General features: G+C 34.7%; 28 protein-coding genes. 9 read left to right on the forward strand and 19 right to left on the reverse strand.

What is annotated here, in order from left to right:
- Nucleotides 1–68: 68 nt before the first annotated feature.
- Nucleotides 69–551, reverse strand: a complete 483-nt coding sequence (bsaA, locus tag AC1DMU_RS13270; protein WP_048540953.1) for a glutathione peroxidase — start codon at nucleotides 549–551, stop codon at nucleotides 69–71.
- A 229-nt stretch (nucleotides 552–780) separates the two neighbouring features.
- Between bsaA and AC1DMU_RS13275 the strand changes: the two genes are divergently transcribed.
- From AC1DMU_RS13275 to AC1DMU_RS13290, 4 genes are all read left to right on the forward strand, one after another.
- The gene (locus AC1DMU_RS13275; protein WP_088063149.1) at nucleotides 781–990 is read left to right on the forward strand and encodes a DUF3925 family protein; all 210 of its coding nucleotides are present in this window, start codon (nucleotides 781–783) and stop codon (nucleotides 988–990) included.
- Between the two features lie 96 nt (nucleotides 991–1086).
- Nucleotides 1087–2058, forward strand: a complete 972-nt coding sequence (locus tag AC1DMU_RS13280) for an MBL fold metallo-hydrolase (RefSeq protein WP_088063148.1) — start codon at nucleotides 1087–1089, stop codon at nucleotides 2056–2058.
- 85 nt (nucleotides 2059–2143) lie between these two features.
- Complete coding sequence (locus AC1DMU_RS13285) at nucleotides 2144–2578, forward strand: hypothetical protein (protein ID WP_088063147.1); 435 nt, start codon at nucleotides 2144–2146, stop codon at nucleotides 2576–2578.
- A 150-nt stretch (nucleotides 2579–2728) separates the two neighbouring features.
- Complete coding sequence (locus tag AC1DMU_RS13290; protein WP_088063146.1) at nucleotides 2729–2974, forward strand: hypothetical protein; 246 nt, start codon at nucleotides 2729–2731, stop codon at nucleotides 2972–2974.
- 52 nt (nucleotides 2975–3026) lie between these two features.
- On the opposite strand, the gene AC1DMU_RS13295 is transcribed toward AC1DMU_RS13290, so the two are convergent.
- Nucleotides 3027–3707, reverse strand: coding sequence for a DUF3600 domain-containing protein (locus AC1DMU_RS13295; protein WP_088063145.1), 681 nt, complete (start codon nucleotides 3705–3707; stop codon nucleotides 3027–3029).
- Entirely contained in the window at nucleotides 3704–4282 is a 579-nt protein-coding gene (locus tag AC1DMU_RS13300) for a sigma-70 family RNA polymerase sigma factor (protein WP_088063144.1), read from the reverse strand. The genes AC1DMU_RS13295 and AC1DMU_RS13300 overlap by 4 nt, the downstream gene beginning before the upstream one ends.
- A gap of 250 nt (nucleotides 4283–4532) precedes the next feature.
- Here AC1DMU_RS13300 and AC1DMU_RS13305 point away from each other — a divergent pair, with 250 nt between their 5' ends.
- Nucleotides 4533–5519 carry a quinone oxidoreductase family protein gene (locus tag AC1DMU_RS13305; RefSeq protein WP_088063143.1) on the forward strand — a complete coding sequence of 329 codons (987 nt, stop codon included), beginning with the start codon at nucleotides 4533–4535 and terminating at the stop codon, nucleotides 5517–5519.
- 29 nt (nucleotides 5520–5548) lie between these two features.
- Nucleotides 5549–6187 (forward strand): zinc dependent phospholipase C family protein, encoded by a 639-nt coding sequence (locus AC1DMU_RS13310; RefSeq protein ID WP_088063142.1) that lies wholly within the window; start codon nucleotides 5549–5551, stop codon nucleotides 6185–6187.
- Between the two features lie 44 nt (nucleotides 6188–6231).
- Here the strand turns inward: AC1DMU_RS13310 and AC1DMU_RS13315 are convergent, their stop codons facing one another.
- The 5 genes from AC1DMU_RS13315 to AC1DMU_RS13335 form a co-directional block, all read right to left on the reverse strand.
- On the reverse strand, nucleotides 6232–6615 hold the full coding sequence (locus AC1DMU_RS13315) for a VOC family protein (RefSeq protein ID WP_088063141.1): 384 nt from the start codon (nucleotides 6613–6615) through the stop codon (nucleotides 6232–6234).
- 123 nt (nucleotides 6616–6738) lie between these two features.
- A complete protein-coding gene (locus tag AC1DMU_RS13320; RefSeq protein WP_000588608.1) occupies nucleotides 6739–7908 on the reverse strand; it encodes a DEAD/DEAH box helicase in 1170 nt (389 codons plus the stop codon).
- 19 nt (nucleotides 7909–7927) lie between these two features.
- Nucleotides 7928–8455 carry a hypothetical protein gene (locus AC1DMU_RS13325; RefSeq protein WP_142291720.1) on the reverse strand — a complete coding sequence of 176 codons (528 nt, stop codon included), beginning with the start codon at nucleotides 8453–8455 and terminating at the stop codon, nucleotides 7928–7930.
- 90 nt (nucleotides 8456–8545) lie between these two features.
- Nucleotides 8546–10234, reverse strand: coding sequence for a formate--tetrahydrofolate ligase (locus AC1DMU_RS13330; RefSeq protein ID WP_087983223.1), 1689 nt, complete (start codon nucleotides 10232–10234; stop codon nucleotides 8546–8548).
- A gap of 94 nt (nucleotides 10235–10328) precedes the next feature.
- Nucleotides 10329–11009, reverse strand: coding sequence for a class I SAM-dependent methyltransferase (locus AC1DMU_RS13335; protein ID WP_060488566.1), 681 nt, complete (start codon nucleotides 11007–11009; stop codon nucleotides 10329–10331).
- Nucleotides 11010–11213: 204 nt separating this feature from the next.
- On the opposite strand from AC1DMU_RS13335, the gene AC1DMU_RS13340 reads away from it, so the two are divergent.
- Complete coding sequence (locus tag AC1DMU_RS13340) at nucleotides 11214–11552, forward strand: hypothetical protein (protein WP_060488565.1); 339 nt, start codon at nucleotides 11214–11216, stop codon at nucleotides 11550–11552.
- Nucleotides 11553–11581: 29 nt separating this feature from the next.
- Here AC1DMU_RS13340 and AC1DMU_RS13345 read toward each other — a convergent pair whose 3' ends face one another.
- The 4 genes from AC1DMU_RS13345 to ytfJ form a co-directional block, all read right to left on the reverse strand.
- Nucleotides 11582–11794, reverse strand: coding sequence for a hypothetical protein (locus AC1DMU_RS13345; protein ID WP_000798747.1), 213 nt, complete (start codon nucleotides 11792–11794; stop codon nucleotides 11582–11584).
- 69 nt (nucleotides 11795–11863) lie between these two features.
- Nucleotides 11864–12184, reverse strand: coding sequence for a hypothetical protein (locus AC1DMU_RS13350; protein WP_048540982.1), 321 nt, complete (start codon nucleotides 12182–12184; stop codon nucleotides 11864–11866).
- Nucleotides 12185–12235: 51 nt separating this feature from the next.
- Nucleotides 12236–13012 carry an oxalate:formate antiporter gene (locus AC1DMU_RS13355; RefSeq protein WP_000014094.1) on the reverse strand — a complete coding sequence of 259 codons (777 nt, stop codon included), beginning with the start codon at nucleotides 13010–13012 and terminating at the stop codon, nucleotides 12236–12238.
- A 160-nt stretch (nucleotides 13013–13172) separates the two neighbouring features.
- Entirely contained in the window at nucleotides 13173–13598 is a 426-nt protein-coding gene (ytfJ, locus tag AC1DMU_RS13360; protein WP_000349987.1) for a GerW family sporulation protein, read from the reverse strand.
- 131 nt (nucleotides 13599–13729) lie between these two features.
- On the opposite strand from ytfJ, the gene AC1DMU_RS13365 reads away from it, so the two are divergent.
- Nucleotides 13730–14515, forward strand: coding sequence for a GNAT family N-acetyltransferase (locus tag AC1DMU_RS13365; RefSeq protein WP_088063139.1), 786 nt, complete (start codon nucleotides 13730–13732; stop codon nucleotides 14513–14515).
- A gap of 26 nt (nucleotides 14516–14541) precedes the next feature.
- Here the strand turns inward: AC1DMU_RS13365 and AC1DMU_RS13370 are convergent, their stop codons facing one another.
- From AC1DMU_RS13370 to AC1DMU_RS13395, 6 genes are read right to left on the reverse strand one after another with little or no spacing between them, the layout of a single operon-like run.
- Nucleotides 14542–14892, reverse strand: coding sequence for a hypothetical protein (locus AC1DMU_RS13370; RefSeq protein WP_088063138.1), 351 nt, complete (start codon nucleotides 14890–14892; stop codon nucleotides 14542–14544).
- A 32-nt stretch (nucleotides 14893–14924) separates the two neighbouring features.
- Nucleotides 14925–15353, reverse strand: coding sequence for a GNAT family N-acetyltransferase (locus AC1DMU_RS13375; protein ID WP_088063137.1), 429 nt, complete (start codon nucleotides 15351–15353; stop codon nucleotides 14925–14927).
- Nucleotides 15347–15721, reverse strand: coding sequence for a cupin (locus AC1DMU_RS13380; RefSeq protein WP_088063136.1), 375 nt, complete (start codon nucleotides 15719–15721; stop codon nucleotides 15347–15349). Before AC1DMU_RS13380 ends, AC1DMU_RS13375 begins: the two co-directional genes overlap by 7 nt.
- A 12-nt stretch (nucleotides 15722–15733) precedes the next feature.
- Nucleotides 15734–16219 carry a GNAT family N-acetyltransferase gene (locus tag AC1DMU_RS13385; protein ID WP_087982712.1) on the reverse strand — a complete coding sequence of 162 codons (486 nt, stop codon included), beginning with the start codon at nucleotides 16217–16219 and terminating at the stop codon, nucleotides 15734–15736.
- Nucleotides 16216–16776 (reverse strand): 2'-5' RNA ligase family protein, encoded by a 561-nt coding sequence (locus AC1DMU_RS13390; protein WP_088063135.1) that lies wholly within the window; start codon nucleotides 16774–16776, stop codon nucleotides 16216–16218. The genes AC1DMU_RS13385 and AC1DMU_RS13390 overlap by 4 nt, the downstream gene beginning before the upstream one ends.
- A 6-nt stretch (nucleotides 16777–16782) precedes the next feature.
- Nucleotides 16783–17349: a GNAT family N-acetyltransferase gene (locus AC1DMU_RS13395; RefSeq protein WP_088063134.1), complete on the reverse strand. Its 567-nt coding sequence runs from the start codon at nucleotides 17347–17349 to the stop codon at nucleotides 16783–16785.
- Nucleotides 17350–17485: 136 nt separating this feature from the next.
- Here AC1DMU_RS13395 and AC1DMU_RS13400 point away from each other — a divergent pair, with 136 nt between their 5' ends.
- A complete protein-coding gene (locus AC1DMU_RS13400; RefSeq protein ID WP_088063418.1) occupies nucleotides 17486–18112 on the forward strand; it encodes a DUF1648 domain-containing protein in 627 nt (208 codons plus the stop codon).
- Between the two features lie 31 nt (nucleotides 18113–18143).
- Here the strand turns inward: AC1DMU_RS13400 and AC1DMU_RS13405 are convergent, their stop codons facing one another.
- Nucleotides 18144–19271, reverse strand: a complete 1128-nt coding sequence (locus AC1DMU_RS13405; protein WP_088063133.1) for a metallophosphoesterase — start codon at nucleotides 19269–19271, stop codon at nucleotides 18144–18146.
- Between the last annotated feature and the right edge of the window lie 15 nt (nucleotides 19272–19286).

A 19286-nucleotide genomic window follows, 5' to 3' on the forward strand; every position in this document is an offset into this window, starting at 1 on the left:
GTTCACAGAAAAAGCCTTAAAGAACTACCCTGTTCTTTGAGGCTTTTTTAATAAAGTGAAACTTCTAGTTATTCTCCTAGTACCTTCTCAATCTCAACCTCTAAATCAACCGGCTTCGTTTGCGGCGCAAAACGCCCTACTACTTTCCCGTCTTTTCCAATTAAAAACTTAGTAAAATTCCATTTCACTGCTTTCATACCGAGTAAACCTGGAGCTTGTTCTGTCATGTATGTATAAAGCGGATGTGCCTTATCACCTTTCACATCAACCTTTGCAAACATCGGAAAATTCACACCGTAGTTTAATTCACAAAAACTAGTAATATCTGCTTCTGTACCTGGTTCTTGTCCTCCAAATTGGTTACAAGGGAAACCGAGTACTTCTAGTCCTTGGTCTTTATATTTATCATATACTTCTTGTAATCCTTTATATTGTGGTGTAAAACCACATTTGCTAGCTACATTTACAATAAGAAGTGCTTTTCCTTCGTAATCTTTTAACGATTTATCTTCTCCTGTTATCGTTTTAGCTGAAAAATCATAAACTGTCATTTTCCTTACCCCTCTCTTCACTATCATTCTATGTTTATACTATACTATACTACATTCATGAATATACAGCTCTTATTACGTACTTACACCCCGATATGATAGCGCTTTATTTCTGTTCGAAAATTCGACACAAACTACTAGACTTTTATGATGGAAAGTTTTACAATTAAATTGTGAACAAAATGTGACAGTTTATATTCCATTATAAAAGAAAAGGATGGTGTTCATTATGAAAACTGCACAACATGAAACGATTTCAAATCGCGAGTTTTATTTCGTACTATATATGATGTTATTGTATGTGATTGGCTGGGTAATCGATGTAAATGGTTTATTTTTAAGCTCCTACTTTAATTTAGCAGGAGAAATTATGCTTCCAATCGTTGGTGGCATAGTTGGACTGTTCGTTATGTCTATCAATAAAGACCAAACGAAATAATAACACTTTAAAAAGGCAGAAGACGAGCTTTCGTTTTCTGCCTTTTTTCTATTTTAGCGTATAATAGAAACATACAGTAACTAAGGAGTGGTAATGATGAAAAAAGTAGAGCAATTATCTTCTCACCTATATCTTATTGATGATTTTGATTTACAACATAATGAACGAACTGGTACGTACGTTTTAGTAGGTGACGATATTACTTTAATTGAAACTTGTGCAGCCCCTTCTCTTCCGTATATTTTAGACGGCTTACAACAATTACATATTGATTTAAACGAAGTTAAAAACATTATCGTTACACATGTTCATTTAGATCACGCCGGTGCTGCTGGTTTAATGATGGAAAAATGCCCAAACGCTACTTTATATGTGCATTCTCGCGGTGCTCGTCATATGATTGATCCAACAAAACTCATTTTAGGCGCAAAAGCTGTATACAAAGAAGATTTCGATAAACTATTTGATCCAATTCTTCCTATAGAAGAAGAACGTGTTCATATTGTACAAAATGGTGATACGTTAAAAATTGCCGCAGACCGTACACTTACATTTTACGATACACCGGGACATGCTAAACACCATATTAGCATTCACGATTCATTAACAAACGGCATTTTTACTGGCGATACAATTGGAATTTATTATAGAGAACTCGCAGACCTTGGTGTCGAACTATATTTACCATCAACGTCCCCTTCACAATTCCAACCAGATGCGATGATTGCTTCTAAAAATCACATTCAAAGTATGAATGTAGATACTATTTATTTCGGTCATTACGGTGCATCCTCTAATGTTACAGAAGTATATAACCAACTGGAACATTGGCTACCTATTTTCGTTCATACTGGAAAAGAGATCTTTAAACAGTACACGGATTTCAATGAAGCGACTAAAGCTTTACAAACTGTATTAATGGATAAGATCTCTTCTCATCTTACAAAGTTAAACGTTCCATCAGATCATTCTGTTTACAACATTTTACATCTAGATATAGAAATTAGCGCTATGGGCATTATTGATTATTTCACGAAGCAAGAAAAAGCAAACTCCACTATTAAATAACCGTAAAAGAAGAGATATACAACAGTAGTTATTGTATATCTCTTTTTTCTTTGAATATATTTTGAGTAAAGGATGGTGGAATGCAATGCAAAAAGTAATGCTATACCTCTGCTTTACATTATTTATCGTCTTATTATTATTTGTCGGAGTGAAAATTCAATTTTATTTAGATACAGATGCGCAGGTGAATTTTAACGTTTATCCAAGATTATTCTACTTTACAATCTTCCCTCTTATAGTTGGCATATTATTACGATTCCTTCAATCGATTAATCGCGAAACGAGTAAACAAAACTGGAGCTTTCAACCGGATAAGTTTATCGCTATTACAGTGCCTACAATATTAATTTCCTTTTCCCCAGCTCTACTCTTTTCACCACTTGGCCAATACTTACCTTATTTAGCTAATATTATTCTTATAAATACAACTTTTGTTACGATAATTAGTTTAATAGCTGGTTATTCACTTTTAGATTGTTTTATACAAAAAGATACTGCAAATATGAAAAAATATAATTGATAACCATTTTTTAAGTGTTGCTAATTAGGTCAGTTTGTTTATAAATCTGATATTAATTGTAAAAGCCGATATAAACAAAAAGGGGAATTATGTTAAAATTAAATTGGTTGTATTTAGATCACAATGCATTTTATCCAGAGGAGACTTATTATGTATAAATTAGGTGCTTTCTCGTTTCTAACGTTTCTTGCAAGTATATGTTCTTTCTTTATTTTAAGAGGACCTAATGCAAACTTAACTTTAATTATTGTGATTCTAGCTATACTTTCATTACTCGGTATTATTTTTGCAATCGCATCAAAGAATTGGTTATTCGGAATAGGTGGTACAGCATTAAATGCAGTAATACTAGTATTTGTATATTTCTTATCGCTAGCAAAAGGAATAGGTGGTTAATAATTTTACGTTTCAATAAAAAAGCTCAGAGCTTAGGCTTTGAGCTTTTTACTTATCTCACCTTTTCATCTACATACTCCATAAACTGCTCCGCATTAATAAATCTTTCTTTATACGCCTCAGGTACTTCTTCTACTTTCATCCCACCAGTTGATTTTGTCTTTACTTGTACGATTTCATATGTCATTAAAGCTTCCACATAACGGTCAAACTCTTCTTGCGTTAATATTTCTTTACTAGATTTATGACCATTTAATCTATCAAAGTATGGTTGAAGGCCCATACTTACCTTTTTCATTTCTTCTCTTTTTTCTGGTGATAATTGATCATAATCAATATTACCGTTCGAATCCCCGTACGCAAGCTTTGCATTTGTTAATTTCTTTAGTTCTTTTGTAAACTCTTCATATTCCTTCGCACCCATTTCGTCTTTCGCTTCTGATAACTTTGCATTAAAACGCATATACGCTTCTAATGTCATCGCTCCGGCATGTTTTTTTAAGTTCTCAAACGACCCGTATATACCATCCGCCATAATAGATTGGTAAGCAAAACCAGTCGTTGGGATTAAAAATGCTGCTGCAAGCACTCCTGCAATAAGGCGTTTCTTCATCTTACTCCCGCCGTGATTCATTTTTATTTGAACGATTACTTTTTCTTTTAACCCCGGCGGGGCAATAATCCCCTTCGCTTCTTCTTGTATAGATTTTCTAACTCTACAATCTAAACTCATTTCACATTCCCTACCTCTCCTAAAAAGATTTCTTCTACTTGCTCTTTTTGACGTAGTTTCTTTAGTGCCGCATGAATTCTAGACTTCACTGTACCGATTGGAATATGTAATATTTGTGCTACTTCTTCTTGAGAGTAATCGTGTAAGTATCTTAAGATAATAACTTGTTTCAATTTATACGGTAACTTATGAATGAGTTCGATTAATTTTTGATTTGATATTTTACTTACAACATCGCTAGAAAAATCAATTTGTACTGGTTTTCTTTGCTCTTCTGCTTTTTTTATAATTCGTAGTCGCATCCACCTCTTTCTTCTATAAGAATGAATTTGTTTAATCGTAAGCCCAATTAGCCAAGGTCTAAATGGCTTCTTGCTATCATACTTACGAAGCGATTCATATAACTGTATGTATATTTCTTGAACGACATCATCTACATCCGTTTTATCTTCAATTAAAAAATGTGCTGTTTTATATACTTCTTGAATCGTTTTATCATACAACTTGCTATATGCTTCTTTATTGCCTGATAAAGTTAATTGGATCAAATCTGTATACTCTGTTTCACCCTTCACATACCATCCCTCCTTTGTCTTACACTATATATTGGCAAGTAATTGACATTTCGTTCGATTTTTTCAAAAGTTTTTTTATATAGATTAATATAATGATTCAATATGTTCATAAGCTTCACTTATAATCACAATATAATGATTCAATATGTTCATAAGCTTCACTTATAATCACACATAACTATTATATAATTTTCCAATTTCTAATGAACATTTAAAATGATTTATATAGTCAAATTTAGGAGGATATATAATGAAAGCTATCATTGTAACGTCGTTCGGTGGTCCTGAAGTGATGAAATATACAGATGTGGATATGCCGGCTATTTCAAAAGATCAAGTTTTGATTCGCGTTGTTGCTACTAGTATAAATTTCGCCGATATTAAATCCCGTTATGGTAAAAAAGGAAATAAAGCACTACCTTTTATACCAGGGATAGATGCCGCTGGTGTTGTAGAACGAGTCGGTTCTCATGTGAAAAATATTTATCCTGGACAACGTGTCATTGCTTTTCCTCAAGATGGCTCTTACGCAGAATACGTTGTCGCAAACGAAAACCTTACTTTTGCTTTGCCTGATGAAGTCGATTTTCAAACTGCAGCTGCTTGTCCGATTGTATCTTTTACAAGCTATAATTTACTCGCAAATGTAGCAAGGCTTCAACAAGATGAGTCTGTACTCATTCATGCAGCGGCTGGTGGGATTGGTACGACAGCAATTCAAATCGCTAAACTATTAGGGGCTGGAACTGTTATCGGTACTGTCGGAAATGAAGCGAAAAGTAAAATCGCTTTAGACGCTGGAGCTGATTATGTTATTTGTCGTCAAGATGTAGATTTTGTAGAGAAAGTCAATGAGCTGACCAACGGTGAAGGGGTTGATGTAATTTTAGATTCTATTTCTGGAACGGTTTCGGAAAGAAGTTTAAAATGTCTTGCTTATTATGGTCGCCTCGTTCATTTCGGAAATGCAAGCGGTGAAATTGGTAACTTCCAAACGAAAGATTTACACGCAAGTTGCCGCTCTATACTCGGTTTTAGTTTTGGTACTACACGAAAAAAACGTCCTGAACTACTCCAAAAAACTGCAAATGAAGTTTTCCGTTATTTACGTGATGGCCGTCTGAAAATGAAAGCTGCGAAATCTTTTCCACTTCAAGATGCAGGGAAAGCACATGAATGGGTCGAAAGTAGAAAAAGTACAGGGAAAGTAATACTAACTGTTCAGTCCCCTTCCTGAAATGAATACTTGAAACCGAGGTGTCATTCATGGGATCACGAATTATGCATGCTATTATCGCTAACAGGATTGCCGAGAAATTATCGATTCAAGATAAAACTTCTTTTATACTTGGAGGCGTAGCCCCCGATGCTGTGCATTCAAAGATAGAAAAAGTCACCTCACATTTTTACGCCGGCTCAACAAAAGACTATACGAGACGAATTGATTATGGATCATTTATTCATAAATATAAAGATTATATGGAGTCCCCTTTTCTCCTAGGCTATTGCACCCACCTCATTGCCGATGATAATTGGCTAAGCGGCTTTTTTCTACCTTGGCTTAAAAACAGAATCGAAAATGACGAAACTATCGCGCCTATGTACTACAACGACTTTAAATTATTGAACGCAAAATTACTTTATCATTACGATAAAGAACAACGGCTCTTCTCTCTTCTCAATCAAGAGGCTCACATTATAGATATTGAAGAGGTTTCTAAAGAAAACGTTTTAGCTTTTCGAAAGTATCTTTTTGAAGATATGTTGTATCCAGAGCAACATTTACATGAAAACTTACAAGTATTTACGTTCGATCAAATCGTTGGTTATATTGAAACAGCTATTGAAAAAGGGGCATTTTTTATTAATCAACTCTCTAATGAAAAATCCACTTCAAACATGTAATCCCCCTCAATATATTTGAGGGGGATTTTCACATAGCAATATTATTATTTGTTCTTTTCCATAACCGCAAAATAATTCTCTTCACTATCAGCAAAGTTAAATACTTTACCAGAAGGCATTGTTACCATTTCACCAACAGTAACATTTTTATTTTTTAAATCTGTATATAATTGATCAAGATTTTCTGAGAAGAACATTAAAGATGGTGTACCAAGATTTAATTCTGGGCTCATCTTAGAAATCACTTCTTTATTATGTAATATAATGCTCGTTTCTGCACCGCTAGTCGGAGCAATCTCAACCCATCTCATTCCTTGCTTATTATCTTCCTCTGCAACTACATGAAACCCTACCTTTTCCGTCCAAAAATGTACTGCCTCTTCTTGATTGTTTACATATAACATAATTTGTCCAACTTTATGAATCATTTCATTTCCCCCTAATGGTTTTTATATTCTATGTAGGTTTCTACAGGTACTATTATTATTCCTCTTTCATTCAATTACAAACAAAAAAGACGTAACTACAAATAGTTACGTCTTTCTCTTTATTTATCTAGGCTTTTTCTTCCCAGTAAATGCTGGTTTCTTTTTCTTTGGTGCTTTCGGTTTCGTTTCTACAAATGATCCGTTGAACATTTCTTGCTTCGTAAATACGATGCCTAGTTTTTTTGCAAATTGAAGTAATTTACGCTCTTCTTGTTGTGTTACAAGAGAAACGACTGTTCCTTCTTTACCCATACGTCCTGTACGTCCTGAGCGGTGAATATATTGGTCTACTGTGTCTGGTAACTCCAAGTGGATTACATGTGTTAAATCATCGATATCAATACCGCGTGCTGCAATATCAGTAGCAAGTAGAATTTCTAATTTCCCGCCGCGGAAAGCACGCATCGTTGCTTCACGCTCTTGCTTACTTGCCTCTGCATGAAGAGCCGCTGCTTTCATTTTACGGAATTGCAATTTCTGAGTAATTTCATCTAAACGGAATGGGTCATTTAAGAAAGCAACTGCTTTTACATCGCCCATATGCATAATTCTTCTTACGTAATCATTTTTTTCGCGTCGCTCACAAATGATATACGTATGCTCAACTAAGCTTTTTGACTCTGCACGTGTTATACGTACTAATTGTGGTTCAACTGCTAAATCACGTGCAGCATCTTCTGCCGCTTTTGTAATTGTCGCCGAGAAGAATACTAATTGACGATCTCGCATTGTAGATTTAATTACATCTTGTACTGCGCCCATCATCTTTTGTTTTACAATTTGATCAAACTCATCAAATACAATCGTTTTTACTTCATGCATCTTTAGCTTTTTCATTCGAATTAATTCTAAAATACGTCCTGGTGAACCGACAATTACTCTCGGATGTTTCTTTAATTTTTCAACTTGGCGCTTAATATCTGCACCACCAATTAAAGATGCCCCTGAAATTTCAGTCCCTGCTGTAAACTTTTGAACCTCTTCGTGAATTTGCATTACAAGCTCACGTGTTGGCGCTAAAACAACAACTTGTGGTTGTTTTACTTCAGGATTAATTTTATGTAAAAGGGGTAATAAGTACGCTAATGTTTTTCCTGTTCCAGTTGGAGATTCAGCTATAACGTCTTGTCCTTCTAAAATAGTTGGAATCGCTTGTTTTTGAATTTCAGTTAATTCTTTAAAACCAGCCTTCTCCCAAGCTTGTTGTAAAAATGGTTGCATATCTTTTATCATTTGTTTTTCTCCTTTATCTCTATTTTTGAAGAAAATGTTGTATTGTTCGCACCGTTTCTATCATGTGTGAAATAACAGCTATTAAATCATCAACATGGTCTTCTGTAATCGCTTTTTGAAATATAACCTCTACCTTATTATGATATGAAATCGCTTGCTTATTATATTCGTATGAAATTTTCTGCGTAATCATTCTTTCTTTTCCCCATATAGAATGCATGAAATTTTCAATTTCTTCACACACTACCTCTGGCTTTTCTATCGGGAATGAAAATGCTAACTTCATTTCACAACCTGGTGTAAATTGTGGTACTTCCAATATTTCACCAGACAAGTTCTTTGCATCTACAGATAGTGAAAATGTTGCTTTTACTACCGGTTCGAACGGTTCTGTTAATTGAAATGAAATATGGTATATACGACTTAATGAGGCAAGGTTCATCATATCTTTTCGATCTGTTACAAGAATATCTCCATGTAAATCAAAATCATAAACAGCACCTTCTACGATTACTTTTAAATTATCAAAAGCAGTTGGATCAAACATAATTTCCTCCAAAAAACAGGCGCCTTTCGATGGAAAGGCGCCACTTGATGTATATATAGTTTACAGATAAACGAGATGAATTACAACCTTTTAGAATAAACCTACTGCTTTTCCATCTTCATTTACATCCATTTGTAGTGCTGCTGGCTGTTTTGGAAGGCCTGGCATTGTTAACATTGTTCCTGTTAACGCAACGATAAACCCTGCACCAATTGATGGTTTTAGCTCACGAATTGTAACGATAAAGTCAGACGGACGACCTAATTTTGTTGCATCGTCAGAAAGAGAGTATTGTGTTTTAGCCATACAAATTGGTAGGTTACTCCATCCTTCTCCTTCATATTGAGCTAATTGCTTACGTGCTTTCGGAGCAAATTCAATATCTTTTGCACCATACACTTTTTGAGCAATTGTACGGATTTTTTCTTCTAATGGTAATTCTAATTCATAAAGTGGTGCGTAGTTGTTCTCACCTTTTTCAATTTCTTTTAATACTTTTTCAGCAAGGTCAACTCCGCCTTGGCCACCCTTCTCCCAAACTTCCGTTAAGGATACTGCATAGCCACGCTCATTGCACCAATCTTGTAAGTATGCAACTTCTGCATCTGTATCTGTAATAAATTTATTAATTGCAATTACGAAAGGCACACCGAAGCTTTGAATTGTTTCAACATGCTTCTGTAAGTTTTCCATACCTTTTGCTAATGCATCTACATTTTCTTCTTTTAATTGATCTTTTGCTACGCCGCCATGCATTTTAAGCGCACGAATAGTCGCAACAATAACAACTGCTTCTGGTTTAATGCCAGCTGCACGAGCTTTAATATCTAAAAACTTCTCTGCACCTAAATCAGCACCAAATCCAGCTTCTGTAATAACATAATCACCTAATTTTGCGGCCATTGTTGTAGCGATAACACTGTTACAACCGTGAGCGATATTCGCAAATGGTCCACCGTGAATGATAGCTGGTGTATTTTCTAACGTTTGCACTAAGTTTGGTTTTAATGCGTCTTTTAATAATAATGTTAACGCACCTTCTACACCTAAATCTTTAACCGTTACAGGTTGATTTGCAAAGTTATAAGCAACTACGATGCGAGATAGACGAGCTTTTAAATCTTGAATATCTGTTGCAAGGCAGAATACGGCCATAATTTCAGATGCTACTGTAATATCAAAACCGTCTTCACGTGGTACACCTTGAACTGGTCCCCCAAGACCAATTACTACGTTACGTAGGGCACGATCATTTAAGTCAACACAGCGTTTCCAAACGATTTTACGCGTATCAATTCCAAGTGTGTTCCCTTGTTGGATATGATTATCAATAAACGCCGCTAACGCGTTATTAGCAGTTGTGATCGCATGAATATCTCCAGTAAAGTGAAGGTTAATGTCTTCCATAGGTACAACCTGTGAAAAACCGCCACCTGCTGCCCCGCCTTTTAGTCCCATCGTTGGTCCAAGAGATGGTTCGCGAAGTGCAATTACTGTTTTCTTACCAATTTTATTAAAAGCTTGACCTAAACCAACTGTTACTGTTGATTTACCTTCTCCAGCTGGAGTTGGGTTAATCGCTGTTACTAAAACAACTTTACCGTCTTTCTCATCCTGTAAGCGCTTAAAAATATCAAGAGATAACTTACCTTTATAATGCCCGTATGGCTCTAATTCATCTTCTAAAATATTTAATTCAGCTGCAATTTCTTGAATCTTCCTCATACTCGCTTCTTGCGCGATTTCAATATCGGATTTAACTGTTGTAGTAGTTGTCATATACCCTAGTCCCCCTTTAATTGGTTCTGATGATATTGTATCAGTTTTTTGTATTTTCTGCACTTATTTACCCCCTAAAAATTCTTTCATTTCTTTATGCGTTTTTTAACATAAATACCCATAAGAATGTTAACGATTGTTGTAACTCGATAGGTAGTTGACCTAGCATCTTCTCATTTACTCCGCGCTTATATACACCGATGCCATCTACAACTTCAAAACCTTGTTCTTTCGCTAACTGTTCAAACTCCCAAGGCATCATCGTATTACAAACAACGTCTTTGCCATATAAACGAGGATAACTGTTCTCTCGAGGCTTTGCTGTCGGTCCTAAAATTGCAATACATGCATACCCATCTCTTTTTAAAACGCGCTTTATCTCATTTAATGCTCGTAATGGCTCCTCGGTCCATTCTAAAGAATTTATTGCCATAATTGATTCAAATTGCTCATTTTCAAATGGTAAGGAAGAAAGATCCCCTTTTATAAAAGATAAATTCGGTCCTTCTCCACGCTCCTTCCCTTTTTGAATCATCACTTCTGATAAATCTACTCCAACTGCTTTATAGCCCGCGCGACTTAATTTATATGTACCATATCCATCCCCACAACCAACATCGAGCACCTGAGCTTCTTTCTTCACATACTGTTCAAAAAACGGAATAATTGTACTCCTACTCCCGCTGTCCCACATCTCTTGACTATTTTGATTCCAAAATTCTGCACTACTATCCCATTTTTTCTCTGCTGATTCATGCCAATTAAATTTCGTCATACATTCCCCTGCCTTCACGTTTTATCATTCATTTCATTCTACATCATTTTCCAAAATTCCTGTTTATCTTCATTAGGAGATGTACAAGCTAATAACGGAATCTTTATTCTCCAATTTTTGCTTTACTTGGGTTTAACTCATACTCATGTTCTTCTCTTTGTGTAAGATACTATAGGTACACCCAATTGAAAGAGAGGGATGTACATGCGAAGAAAGAGAAATCATCATTTTAAAAGTGGTGAAAAACACGAAGAGTATGCAGCTGAAATATCACCAGCTGGCATACCAATTAGACATAAGCGTAAAGAAATTGCAAATGAAATAGAAGGTACAAACACCGGTGCAATGGTAGGCTATGTCGCTTTATTTCTTTCGCTTTTCTCAATTGCATTTTATCCAGTTACACTCGGCTCTCTTGCGATTTTAGTCGGCTTATTAGCTGTCAATTTCGGAGCAAGAACACTTGGATATACAGCAATTGGTTTTGGTAGTTTTTCTGTTTTATTTACTTTACTCTATCCGCTTTCTTTGTCAGCGTTTTAAAAAAACACACCAAGTTATACTTGGTGTGTTCATTCGTGATACAACATAATATGACCGCATCCACAGCAATGTTTCGCTGTAATTTCTTGAAACACTGGATAATTTTCTTCATCCCTATGTTCAATAAACACCTTTTCAAAACGGTACATGTTTGGCGCATATGCCCAATCTTGTTTCGTACGTGCATACAAAGTTGAGGAAAAAAACTCCTCACCACCGCAAACGATACATGTATTCTTCATTACTATCCCTCCTATGCTTGTCTTACTTCATCTATATGAACATAAGCATAAGAAAAAGACCTTCTATTACTAGAAAGTCTTCTCTGAAACAAAAAGAAATGTACCAAACATTCCTACTCCGCTATATTCTTTCGTAACACCAGCTTCTGTTTTAAATGTTTGCTTTGCAGTCATAAAGAATACACCATTTCGTGCATCTGTACTTTCAAATTGTAATTTTTCTTTTTTACCATCTACATTTTGTGTGCATTCAAAACTACTCTCATCACATTTCAATGCATACTTATCCTCTACATATACTTTAAAATCCGATTCTTTCGGACAAGTAATAAGTAAAATCGCTACGAGAATAATACTTACAATACCCACAATTGTATAATATTTCTTCATTTGTACTCCTTTCAAATGACAAGAAAACTTGACTTCATGCGCCAAGTTTTCTTAGTCCACAACCCATTGCCATTCTTGTTCTTTCTTATCAAAAATAAGCCAGCCTGTCTCTGTTGCTTCTTCTTTCAATTCATCGATATTATCTAGCACCTCATCCGTACTTTCATACGAACCAACTACATATACCGGAATTTCAAGACCTCTTCTTGACTCAATTTTCCCTGCTAGATCAATATAAAGACCATCCTCCATTAATGGAAGAAGCCCCATGATCACTTCTTTCGAAATTGCTGGGAAAATTTTTGATTTTTGGAACAAAGAAAAACGTTTCTTACCAAAAGCACCGAGTTTATAAGGAATGACTTTACTTAACATCCCTACAAAGTCAGCAATTCTACGATAATACACTTTGTTGTACCATCCGTCATCATGTGAAAAATAAACAAATCTATTTTTCAATAGCGGAAAGAATGTTCTTGCAAGTGGTTCTTTTTTGTGAGCCAAATATAAAAGCTCTGCAATTTCTTTTGGCTCTAATTCATCTAAATCGCTTGCATCATCAAAATCTACCCAACAAAATTCATCAAATTCATCAATCTCTGCTTGAATTAGCTTATGTATATTTTCTTCCTCAACATATTCAAATAAAGTATGATAATGAAAATCTGTCCATTCAAAGTTATGCTTCAAAAGCAACACTTGATGAAGCGGTGAAGGGATGTTACTTGCAAACTCTTTAAACGTAATTCCTGATGTAATAAAACAATGACCCCGACGATTACCATTAATATATATCATATTTTTTACTTGGTCAGATCCTCCAGACAAAGCACCTAGCCACCTTCGTTTTATATGTTTCAATTCTATAGCATATTTTAACATGAAAAATTTTAGAAACATAGAAAAAAATTCAAAAACTATTTACAATTTCATGTGTTTTATTACATAGTGATTACAAGAAAAAACACCTGCTCGTGAGCAGGTGTTTTTAAAGGATTTCATCTGGGTTTTGAGGATGATGATTTCCCTCTTTCTTTTCATCTTTTTGGAACATCGATTGAATTTTATCAATTGTTTGTGGAGCTAATTCAATCATTTTTTCTGCTAAATGTGTCGCATTTTGTAGATGCAGAATATTTACTCCATCTTTATTCACTACAAGAAATGCTACTGGTGTAATAGAAACACCACCCGCGCTACCGCCACCAAATGCAGGGTTACCGTTCGCTCTTTGGCCATCATTCGTTTGGAAATCAGAACCTCCTGCTCCAAAACCGAACGCCACTTTAGAAACCGTTAACACCACACCACCGTCAGCCGTTTGAACAGGCTCTCCAACAATCGTATTTACATCGACCATTTCTTTTAAATTTTCCATTGCCGCTTTCATTAACCCTTGAATTGGATGATCCACCGTTCATAACCTCCTTTGTCATATCTTTCCTAGTTTTTCCGAAAGTTGGTGAACTAAACATAAAATTTTATATTGATTTCAAAAAACTTAAGTTGTAATATTTAGAAAAGTAAAAAAGAGGTCGATTCGTTATGATGCGAAAGTTAACAAAGAAAGATCATGAACAAGTATTCGATTACCTAAAAGAAGAAGCAGCCCTTAACTTGTTTATTATTGGGGATTTAGAAGCTTTCGGTTATGAAACAGACTTTCAAGAATTATGGGGCGTATTTAAAGAGAATGGAACATTAAAATCGATTTTACTCCGCTTCCATGATGCATTTATACCCTATAGTAAAGAAGAATTTATTACCATTGATTATGAGGCACTTATTTCCGCCTATAAGCCGCTTAAACTCTCTGGCAAATCAACTATTGTAGAAAGATTTGAAACCGCTCCGAGCATACAACTAGGTGTCAAAAATGAAATGTATTTTTGTGAATGTCTAAATGACAACAACTTACCTATTACACCTGTCCAAGAAACAATTAAACTTGCCACACTAGATGATGTAAAGCGAATAATGCAATTACGAAGTAACATCGTTGAATTTCCGACTGCTAATGAATCAGAGAAAATATTAAGACAAGCTCTCGAAACAAACACAGGACGTACATACTATATTGAAAAAGACGGCGCTATTATTGCATCCGCCTCTACATCTGCTGAAAATTCATTATCCGCTATGGTAGTTGGCGTATGTACGCATCCGAACTACCGCGGAAATGGATTTGCTTCACTCATATTGCAAAAAATGATTCAAGACTTTACGAAAGAAGGCCGAACACTTTGCTTGTTTTATAATAATCCGGCTGCTGGACGAATTTATAAACGATTAGGGTTTAAAGATATAGGGATGTGGACGATGTACCGATAATAAAAAGCCGATTTGAAATCGGCTTTTTATACATATTGTGCTAATCCAGCTTCAAAGGCTTTTTTATCATTATTTAGTACACCAAACAATGCTTCTTGAAGCGCAAATGTACTTTTATAAAAATACATTCGTTCCTTTACTGCTTCTAAATTAGGATAATGAGCTGAAAATAGTTGTAAAAACTCCTCTCCATAACTAGCTAATTCTATTCGAAGTTTTTGAATACCTTTTTCATATTTCGGAAAACGGAATACTACATTATCATTTACAATTAATACATCATTATTTTGGCCAATTTCATTTATATAAGCTGATCTTATTTGTAATTCAGGACACACTCTTTGTAAATACGAAACATACTCATTTTCTTTTCTCATTCTTTCCCCTCTCCCGTTCAAGCCTATTGTTCTCACTTCAAAGTCATAATTACCTGTCTTTCAACAAAACCAAACTCTTCGTACATCTCTTTCGCAAAATTCCCGGCAAATACATTTAAGCGAATTTCTGAATACGTCTCCTTCAATTCCTTAATACCAGCTTCCATCAGTTCTTTCGACAGTCCTTTCCCTCGATATTCTGGAAAAACGTATAACTCATATATAAATCCAAGTTTTTCACGAGAAAAATAGTCTGTATTTTCCCCTATTAATACCCATCCTATTACTTTCTTTTCTTCTTTAATAACTAAATAATATGCTCCCTTTTCCACTATTGGCTTTGTAATTTCAATCGCTTTCTCTATACTTAATCGACAATTCCCTCTTGTCCCTTCAAAAAGTGATTGAGCTGCATACTGTAAGATTTCATTCGTTTCTTCTCGATTCGCCTTTTCTAACATTTTTCACAACTCCACTCATTAATAGGCATTACTATCGCTTGTTCAAGTTCCTCCGACTCAATCACAATTGCCAGCAATCCCTTTTCCGTAATCGTTTCATGAAATTCGCCCTTCTCCCAAAACACAGCCTGTCCCGCTTCCACCTTCACATTTTCTTTATCTGCTCCGCATACATATCCTTCTCCATCCACAATAAGAAGCAGCTGTGATACAACTGCTTCATGATATCCAATTATTCCATTCTCTCGTAAATGCATAGCACCAATATGTACATTTCCTTTATGGTTTAATATTTTTGACATTATGAAATTAGATTGAAATGCTGAGATTTTCTTTCCCACTTTTTCACTAAAATCAAAAATTTTCATTACTAATCCTCCCTATACGTATAAAACCATCCTTACTGTCTGCATCATATGTCCTTCAAAATCTTCTTCAAATTCCTCTAATTGTGCAAAACCTTTCGCTTCATAAAAACGTTTTCCTTTTTCATTCGCTGCTTCTACATGAATGTATAGTTTCCGAATTCCTTTTAATTCCGTTAACCCTTTTTGTAATAAAGCACTTCCTACCCCTTTCCCTTGCTGATCTGGTAACAAATAAATCGCTCCTAATTCTGCTTCGTTTTGCAATCTAACAGGTGAAAAATTCGCAAAGCCAATTACTTCTCCCTCTTCTTCCGCAACGAATAAATGTGTATTTTCAAGACGATATTTCATTTTTTCATCAGAATAGGCCTCGTCTAAAAATCTGTCTTGAATCTCTCTCGGAATAATGCTTTCGTATGTATCATGCCAAGCTATTTTCGCTACGGATTGTACAGCGTGAATATCTTCTTGCTTCATTTCTCTAATTACATATGTCATCTCGTTGTCTCCATTCTCTTTAACTTATATTCTGCTAATATACTAGAAGAAATGGCAGAACCATTTTCATAATTCACTTTAATTAATTTTAATTTCTCAATTGAAGCTGTTGCATAATCAAATTTTTCATATATATATTCCATTACACTTAAAAACTGATTTGCATGTAACTTATTTGCAATCGTGCAATGCGGAACCCATTTTCCTGGTACATAATATGAATTTAAATTATCATGAAAAGTTTTAAAATTATCATGATAAGAATGATGAAGTTTTAACAATTCATCTGTAATGGTCGGTGCTAAAAAGATCGTTCCATTAGTAGGAAAAACTCCAACAGAAGGAAAATTTATTGCAGCCATATTTTCTTGAACAGCTACAAACTCCTCTAATTTCTTAGTATATAAGTTAACATCTACCTCATTGTAATCAGCTAATGTAATATGAGGTTCTACTCCGGCTAATTGATTTGTGCCAATGATATTTGTTATTTCATTTTGTAATTCTATAATTTTATTAGTAAACACACGATCAAATGTAGCAATAATAGCGTACATACTTTCTCACCCCTTCGTTACATATAACGCTTCCCATTCTTCACGAATCATTCCCATTCGAATAGAATCATAGTACGTCCCGTTATAATAACGACATTTTCGCATCCTACCTTCTAAGCTCATTCCTATTTTCTCCGCTACTTTCATCATTCGTTCATTGCCAGACCAAGTCGTGATTCCTACTCTGCCAATCTCCATCTTTTCAAATAGTAAATCTCGATATAACGTTAACGCCTCTGTACCATAACCACCATTCCAGTAATTTGGATTATAAATAACAAGCCCTATCTCTAACCAACGCGTCGGTTTATATTCCCAATAAAACCCGATTGCCCCTATAATTTGACCGTTATTTTCTATAATTAAATTGGATAGAGGTTCCTCTTTTAAACGAGTTTTCATCTTCTCTTTATAAGACGAGTATTCTTGCATTGAAAACAGAAAATACGGTGCATCCCATTTTTTCCATTCTGGATTTTCTTCTTTAAATACGAGATCCCATAATGTTTTTATATCTGATTCTTCAATTGCACGAATTGTAACTTTATCCCCTTTTACTCTTACGTTTTGCATAATTTCCTCCTACACTCCTCTTTATTTCATATATAATTATAATGTTTTTTCAGAAAAATCAAAACAAATATCGTTTATTATATTGTATAATTTTGTTATAAGATACCAATTATTCATGTGGAAAGCTGGTGATTCAATGAATAATCGATTTAGTATTACTTTATTTCTCACTATTATTACAACAAATATTATTCTCTATTTCTTCTTACCATTACGTATTGTTACTAAATGGGACTTCAATGGAACGCCTACATCAACAATGGATAAAAGCACTTTTGTTATCGTAAATATAATTATATGTACCTTCTTATTCTTTTTATTTTTAGCTTTATCTAAAGCAGCGAGTAACCAGAAATTTCTCCTTTGGATTGGCAACACAATTTTACTATTTTTATTTTTTGTCGATATTGTCATTGCTCTCATCGCTCTTGGCTTCACTCTTCCTCTTGATCATTTAATATTTTTAGCATTAGGGCTTTTATTTATATTAATAGGCTATTTCAGTTCCAAAATCGATACGAGTAAATCAACGGTTTCATTGGAATGGAATGATAAACATCTTGAAAAAAGAGCTTCAAATATTTGTAGTATTTCAATGATAATAGCAGGTATTTTCCTAGCCGGGCTTCCATTTATCGTTCCTGTTCCGTATAGAGGTTATGCTATAATCGCAATTATTTTAGGAATGACGCTTGCCATTTTACCGAGTACGATTTACTTACTTATGAAAGACAGCAAGCAATCTACTCATTTAAAAAGGTAATAAAAAAATAGGAGGTTCTATACCTCCTATTTCAGCTAAACGTTTTCTTTTTCATTTTTTCTATCTCAACTAAAATCCCTTTCTCTATCCAGCCTTCTATTCCATCTCTTTTCACTAAATCATATCCTGAACAGCTTCCATCAATGAGAGAAACAATGTCCCCTTTCCTTACACATATTTGTGCACAAGAAATATCGGTTTTCACTGTGTAATCACCTGACTCAAGCTGCCTAATATATTCATTTTTCACATAAAGTAATGTATTCTTTTCCTTTTGCTTGCATATTGTGTATTCTTGCACCTTCTCCATCGGCTCTATGTAATAATATGGATATGTTACCCCGCCTTGCATTTCTGAATTCGCATTAAAATCTGCTATCACTTCATATTCTGGAAAATAGTCTACATATGTATAAGAAAACATATCACCTGCTGGTTTCCTTTGAATGATAAATGCGTTTAATTGTCCTGCTTCTTTAATCGCATTTCCCCCATCAATCGCAATAATCTTTTTCTCCTCATCAATAACTGGATTGTTAGACGGTGCCTTATCTGAATAGTTTACAACAGGCCAATGACCGACAACTACATACTTATTTGCTCTATGTGATTTATTGAAAAACTCTGGCATTGCTATCGCATTTTTGCGCTCTGTTTCTTTCCAATCTTCTTTATCATCAAGGCCAGCATGTACAAAGATATAATCTTCTGTTTCAAGCGCTGTTGGCAATTCTGTCAGCCACTTTATTTCTTTTGAAAAATGGCTCATTAATACTTCCCTTACTTTTTGAATAGGCGTACCTTCATGAATAGAGAAATGCACACACTCTAACCATTCATTAAAAATCGAATGCTTTCTCGTACATAAATAATTGATAAGACCAGGATTTTCATTTAAAAGCGCATCAACTAAAACTTCACAATTCCCTTCAACAACGTGAACATTTGAATTGTTCTTTACAAGATTCATAACGTAGTTTACGACGCCGATGCTGTCTCCTCCTTTCTCACAAAGATCACCATTAATAATTAAATAATCTTCATCTTTAAAGTTAACTTTCTGTAGTAATTCTTTTAAAAGAAGTAATTCTCCATGAATATCAGATATTACGATTACTCTAACATCATTAGGGATTGATAGTTTCTTTATTTTTTCCAAGTGTAAGCGCTCCAA

The organism is Bacillus sp. 01N45, assembly GCF_056399205.1.